The organism is Kitasatospora sp. MY 5-36 (assembly GCF_001182915.1).
In the GTDB taxonomy this organism is placed as follows: Bacteria; Actinomycetota; Actinomycetes; order Streptomycetales; family Streptomycetaceae; genus Kitasatospora.
This window is the reverse complement of sequence record NZ_LFVW01000786.1, coordinates 1-4,525: the sequence shown is the minus strand read 5'-3', so window position 1 is coordinate 4,525 and position 4,525 is coordinate 1. Positions and strand designations below refer to the sequence as shown.

6 protein-coding genes are annotated in these 4,525 nt (G+C 73.2%); 3 read left to right on the top strand and 3 right to left on the bottom strand.

Annotated elements, in window-relative coordinates:
- The coding region (locus AE652_RS35975; protein WP_049659215.1) for an MFS transporter at nt 1-1,269 on the bottom strand (1,269 nt) is incomplete at its 3' end.
- A gap of 83 nt (nt 1,270-1,352) precedes the next feature.
- Here AE652_RS35975 and AE652_RS35970 point away from each other — a divergent pair.
- Nucleotides 1,353-1,943 (top strand): TetR/AcrR family transcriptional regulator, encoded by a 591-nt coding sequence (locus AE652_RS35970; protein WP_049659214.1) that lies wholly within the window; start codon nt 1,353-1,355, stop codon nt 1,941-1,943.
- A 76-nt stretch (nt 1,944-2,019) separates the two neighbouring features.
- Here the strand turns inward: AE652_RS35970 and AE652_RS35965 are convergent, their stop codons facing one another.
- Nucleotides 2,020-2,337: a hypothetical protein gene (locus AE652_RS35965; RefSeq protein WP_049659213.1), complete on the bottom strand. Its 318-nt coding sequence runs from the start codon at nt 2,335-2,337 to the stop codon at nt 2,020-2,022.
- Nucleotides 2,338-2,490: 153 nt separating this feature from the next.
- Between AE652_RS35965 and AE652_RS35960 the strand changes: the two genes are divergently transcribed.
- On the top strand, nt 2,491-2,754 hold the full coding sequence (locus tag AE652_RS35960) for a hypothetical protein (RefSeq protein ID WP_049659212.1): 264 nt from the start codon (nt 2,491-2,493) through the stop codon (nt 2,752-2,754).
- 100 nt (nt 2,755-2,854) lie between these two features.
- Here AE652_RS35960 and AE652_RS35955 read toward each other — a convergent pair whose 3' ends face one another.
- A complete protein-coding gene (locus AE652_RS35955; protein ID WP_049659211.1) occupies nt 2,855-4,012 on the bottom strand; it encodes an acyl-CoA dehydrogenase family protein in 1,158 nt (385 codons plus the stop codon).
- 197 nt (nt 4,013-4,209) lie between these two features.
- On the opposite strand from AE652_RS35955, the gene AE652_RS35950 reads away from it, so the two are divergent.
- Nucleotides 4,210-4,525 (top strand): TetR/AcrR family transcriptional regulator (locus tag AE652_RS35950; protein WP_049659210.1); only part of this gene is annotated, 316 nt, incomplete at its 3' end.

The window sequence follows — 4,525 nt, the reverse complement described above, 5'->3', positions numbered from 1 at the left end:
GAGAACCGCTCGTCGAATCGGATGCTTCCGGGCGATGCCGAGCGAGCTGCCGAGCTCGACGGCGGTCTCGGAGGTGGCGGAGGCGGCGCCGGCCTGCTCGACCGGGGCGGCGGAGACGACCATCTCGGCGGTCATCGTCATGGTGCCGACCGTCCCGGCGGCCAGCACGCCGGCCGCGGTGAGGACGAGTGCCAGCGGGGAGTGCGGGCCGACCTGGGTCATCATCGCGAAGCCCGCCGAGCCGACCAGGAAGCCGCCGCCCATCAGCACCGCCGGGCGGACCCGGCCGGCCAGCGCCGAGCTGACGCCGACCGCCGCGCCGACGCCCAGGCTCGGCACCAGCGACCAGAGCGAGGCGGTCAGCGGGCTCATGCCCTTGACCAGTTGGAGGTACTGGGAGGTGAAGAGGGCGAAGCCCATCATCGCGAACATCGCGATGCTGTTGACGCTGATCGCGCCGCTGAAGGTGCGGATCCGGAACAGGCCGAGGTCGAGCAGCGGGTTCGCGGCGGTGCGCTGGCGCTGGACGAAGGCGCCGGCCAGCAGGAGTCCGGCGGCGACGGCGAGCCCGGGCAGGAGGCTCCAGCCCTCGACGGCGATCGTCTTGACGCCGTAGACCAGCGGCAGGATCGCGGCCAGCGACAGCGCGGCGCCGAGCAGGTCGAAGCGGCCAGTGCGGCGGGTGGAGCGGTACTCGGGGAGCAGGACGGGTGCGGTCAGCAGCACCAGGGCCATGACCGGGACGGCGAGCAGGAAGGCCGAGCCCCACCAGAAGTGCTCCAGCAGCAGGCCGCCGGCGACCGGGCCGAGGGTGGCCCCGGCGGTGAGGATGCCGCCCCAGGCGCCGAGCGCGATCTGCCGCTGCCTGGGGTCGTGGAACATCGTGCGGATCAGCGCGAGGGTCGAGGGCATCACGGTGGCCCCGGCGGCGCCGAGCACGGCGCGGGCCGCGATGAGCTGGCCGGCGTCGTGCGACCAGGCGGCCAGCAGCGAGGCGCCCGCGAAGCCGGCGGCGCCGATCATCAGCAGCCGGCGGCGGCCGATCCGGTCGCCCAGCGCGCCCATCGTGATCAGCAGCCCGGCCAGCAGGAACGAGTACATGTCCATGATCCACAGCTGCTGGGTGCCGCTCGGCGCCAGCGTGGTGGAGATGTACGGGACGGCGAAGAAGAGCACGCCCATGTCCATGGTGAGGACGAGGGTCGGGAGCAGGAGGACGGCCAGGCCGATCCATTCGCGACGGCCTGCGCGGTCGGTGGTTGCGGTCATGGGGAAGACGGTACGGATGTGTCAGACGCTTGTCTAGTACATATGTGCAAGACATCTGTTCAGTCCTTCCGTAGGATCGGGGCATGGGAAACCGCGAAGACCTGATGGCCGGCGCCAAGCGCTGCCTGTACGAGAAGGGCTACGGGCGCACCACCGCCCGTGACATCGCGACCGCCTCCGGCGTCAGCCTGGCCGCGATCGGCTACCACTTCGGCTCGAAGGAGACGCTGCTCAACGCGGCGATGATCGAGGCGATCGGGGAGATGGGGGAGGCGCTCGGCGCGGTGGTGATCGCCGCCAACCAGGTGTCGGACGACCCGGAGGTGCGCTTCGCGGCCGTCTGGGACGGGCTGCGGGACGTCTTCGTCGAGCACCGCGGGCTCTGGGCGGCCCAGTTCGAGGCGCTCGCCCAGGCCGGGCACGCCCCCGAGCTGGCGCAGGCCTTCGCGGCGGCGCAGAAGGAGGGCCGGCTCGGCCTCGCCGCGGTGTTCCGGGGGCTGCCCGAGGTGCCGGACACCGAGGAGGAGGTCGCCCGCGGGAGCTTCTACCAGACCCTGCTGGCCGGTTACTGCGCCCAGTGGCTGGCCGCGCCCGAACTCGCGCCCAGCGGGCAGGACTTCCTGCGCGGGCTGCGGCTGGTCAGCGACAGCGTGTTCAACCCCGTGCGGCCGTAGGGAACGTCCCGCCCGTGGGGTGCGCCCGGTCCGTGGGGAGCGCCCCGCGCGCCCGTAGCGGGTGTTCCGCCGCCCGCTACGCGGTGACGGCGGTCAGCAGCACCACCGAGTCGACGTGCGCCAGCAGCCCGTGCCGCTCCTGCGGGACGGGCTCCAGGCGGCCGGCCGCCAGTTCCAGCCGCCGGCCGGCGATGGTCAGCGAGACCCGGCCGCGCAGCACCTGGACGCTGCCCGCGGTGGGCGGGTTGTGCTCGTCCAGCGCGGTGCCGGCGGTCAGCGCGATCACGGTCTGCCGCAGGATCCCGTCGTGCAGGACCAGGTGGGCGCTGCGCCCGTGCGGGCTCTCGGCCGCCCGGGCGGCGTGCTCCACGGCGAGCTGTTCGAGATCGGGCATCGCGCCTCCTCCTCGCTCCGGGCGCACTCCGTGTGCCCAGGGTCGCGGACGCCCGGGGGCCCCGCACCCGGAAGCGCTCCGCACCCCGGAAGGGCCCCGCACCCCGGAGCGGCCCGAGGTGCAGCCCCCGCCGACTGCCCGCATCGTGGAGGCATGGCGACCAACCAGATCTTCAACGGGCTTCAGGTCAACCGCTCGCTGCTGGCCGGCGGCGTGGTGCTCACCGGCGTCGGTTCGCTGCTCGGCGCGGCCGGCGCGGCGATGGTGTGCGCCGCGCTGTTCACCGCCGGCCGCGGCTGGCTGCGGAACCTGGAGACCGCTCCGACCGCGCTCGCCCAGCGGGCCCTGCACGACGCGAAGGTGGCGTCCTCGGCCGGCTGGGACGCCTGGCGCGCCCAGCACGGCTCGCCCAACTGAGCCGGTGCGGTCGTCGGTCCGGGTGCGGCGGGTCACGCCTCCGGGTGGCCCACCGCACCCGGCCCGAACGGCCCGGACGGCCCGAACGGCCCGAACGGCCCTACAGCCCGAGCGACTTGGCGATGATGCTGCGCATGACCTCGCTGGTGCCGCCGTAGATCCGGAACACCCGGTTGTCGGTGTAGAGCCGGGCGATCGGGTACTCCAGGATGTAGCCGTAACCGCCGTGCAGCTGGAGGCACTTGTCGATCACGGTGGAGGCCGACTCGGTGCAGAACAGCTTCGCCGCGGCCGCGTCCGCGACGGTCAGCTCGCCGTCCTGGTACAGCTCCAGCGCCCGGTCCACCATCGACTGCTGCGCCACCACCTGGGCCTCGCAGTCGGCCAGGGTGAACTTGGTGTTCTGGAACTCGGCCACCGCCTTGCCGAACACCTTGCGGTCCTTGACGTACTGCACCGCGAACCGCACCGCCGCCGCGGACGCCGCGTAGGCGCCGACGGCGATCGCCAGCCGCTCCTGCACCAGGTTGTGGGTCAGGTAGGAGAACGCCCGGCCCTCCTCGCCGAGCAGGTTCTCCACCGGCACCCGGACGTCGCTGAACGCCAGCTCGGCGGTGTCCGAGGTGCGCAGGCCGATCTTCTGGAGCTTGCGGCCGACGGTGTAGCCCGCGGAGGAGGTGTCCACGCAGAGGATGGACAGCCCGGCCCGGCGGTTCTCCGGGTCGTACGGGGCGGTGCGGCAGACCACCAGGACGAGGTCGGCCAGCACGCCGCCGGTGATGAAGGTCTTGGCGCCGTTCAGGACGTAGTGGGTGCCGTCCTCGGAGAGCCGCGCGGTGGTGGTGATGCCCGCGAGGTCGGAGCCGGCGCCCGGCTCGGTCATCGCGATCGCGGTCATGATGTCGCCGGAGACGAAGCCGGGCAGCCAGCGCCGCTTCTGCTCCTCGGTGGCGTACTCCAGCAGGTACGGCAGCACCAGGCCGGTGTGCACGCCCGAGGAGCCGAAGCTGACGCCCGCCCGGGCGGTCTCCTCGGCGACCACCGCCTGGTACTTGAACCCGCTCTCGCCCGCGCCGCCGTACTCCTCCGGCACCTCGATGCCGTAGACGCCGAGCGCGCCGAGCTGCCGGTAGAAGTCGCGCGGCGGGTGGCCCTCGGCCTCCCAGCTCTCGTAGACCGGGACGACCTCGTTGGCGATGAAGTCCCGGATGGTCTCCCGGAAGGCCTCGTGGTCCTCGTTGAACACGGTGCGGCGCACGGCGGCGCTCCCTTCGACGGCACCGGCCGGGGCTGCCGGCCGGGGCGGAACGTGCCTGGTGATGGCCCCACAAGTTAATCCGGGGTAGCTTCGACTGTCCAGCGTCCGAAGGCTATTGGAGCACGGGCGGCGGAGGCGGCAAGTGAATCCTTGCTAGCCTGCTGGGAGTGTCCGGGGAGACGGCGGGGAGGCGCGCCATGGTGGTCCGACGGCCGCCCGGGCGGCGCGCCCAGATCCTGGCCGTGGCCGCCGACCGCTTCCACCGCAGCGGCTACCACCAGGTCTCGATGACCGAGGTCGCCGCCGGTGTCGGCATCACCGCGCCCGCGCTCTACCGGCACTTCCGCGGCAAGCCCGAACTGCTCGACCGCGCCGTCCGGTTGGGCCTGGACGCCCTCGCCGAGGGCCTGCGCCCGGCCCGCACCACCGCCGACCTCGGAGCCGCGCTGGCCGCCGTCGCGGTCGGCCACCGTGCGCTCGGCACCCTGGTGCAGCGCGACGCCCGGCTGCTGC

Bases quoted from the DNA above. Each gene is read 5' to 3' on its own strand.
- AE652_RS35960 (WP_049659212.1), top strand. From the start codon at position 2,491: ATGGCGACCAACCAGATCTTCAACGGGCTTCAGGTCAACCGCTCGCTG.
- AE652_RS35970 (WP_049659214.1), top strand. From the start codon at position 1,353: ATGGGAAACCGCGAAGACCTGATGGCCGGCGCCAAGCGCTGCCTGTAC.
- AE652_RS35965 (WP_049659213.1), bottom strand. From the start codon at position 2,337: ATGCCCGATCTCGAACAGCTCGCCGTGGAGCACGCCGCCCGGGCGGCC.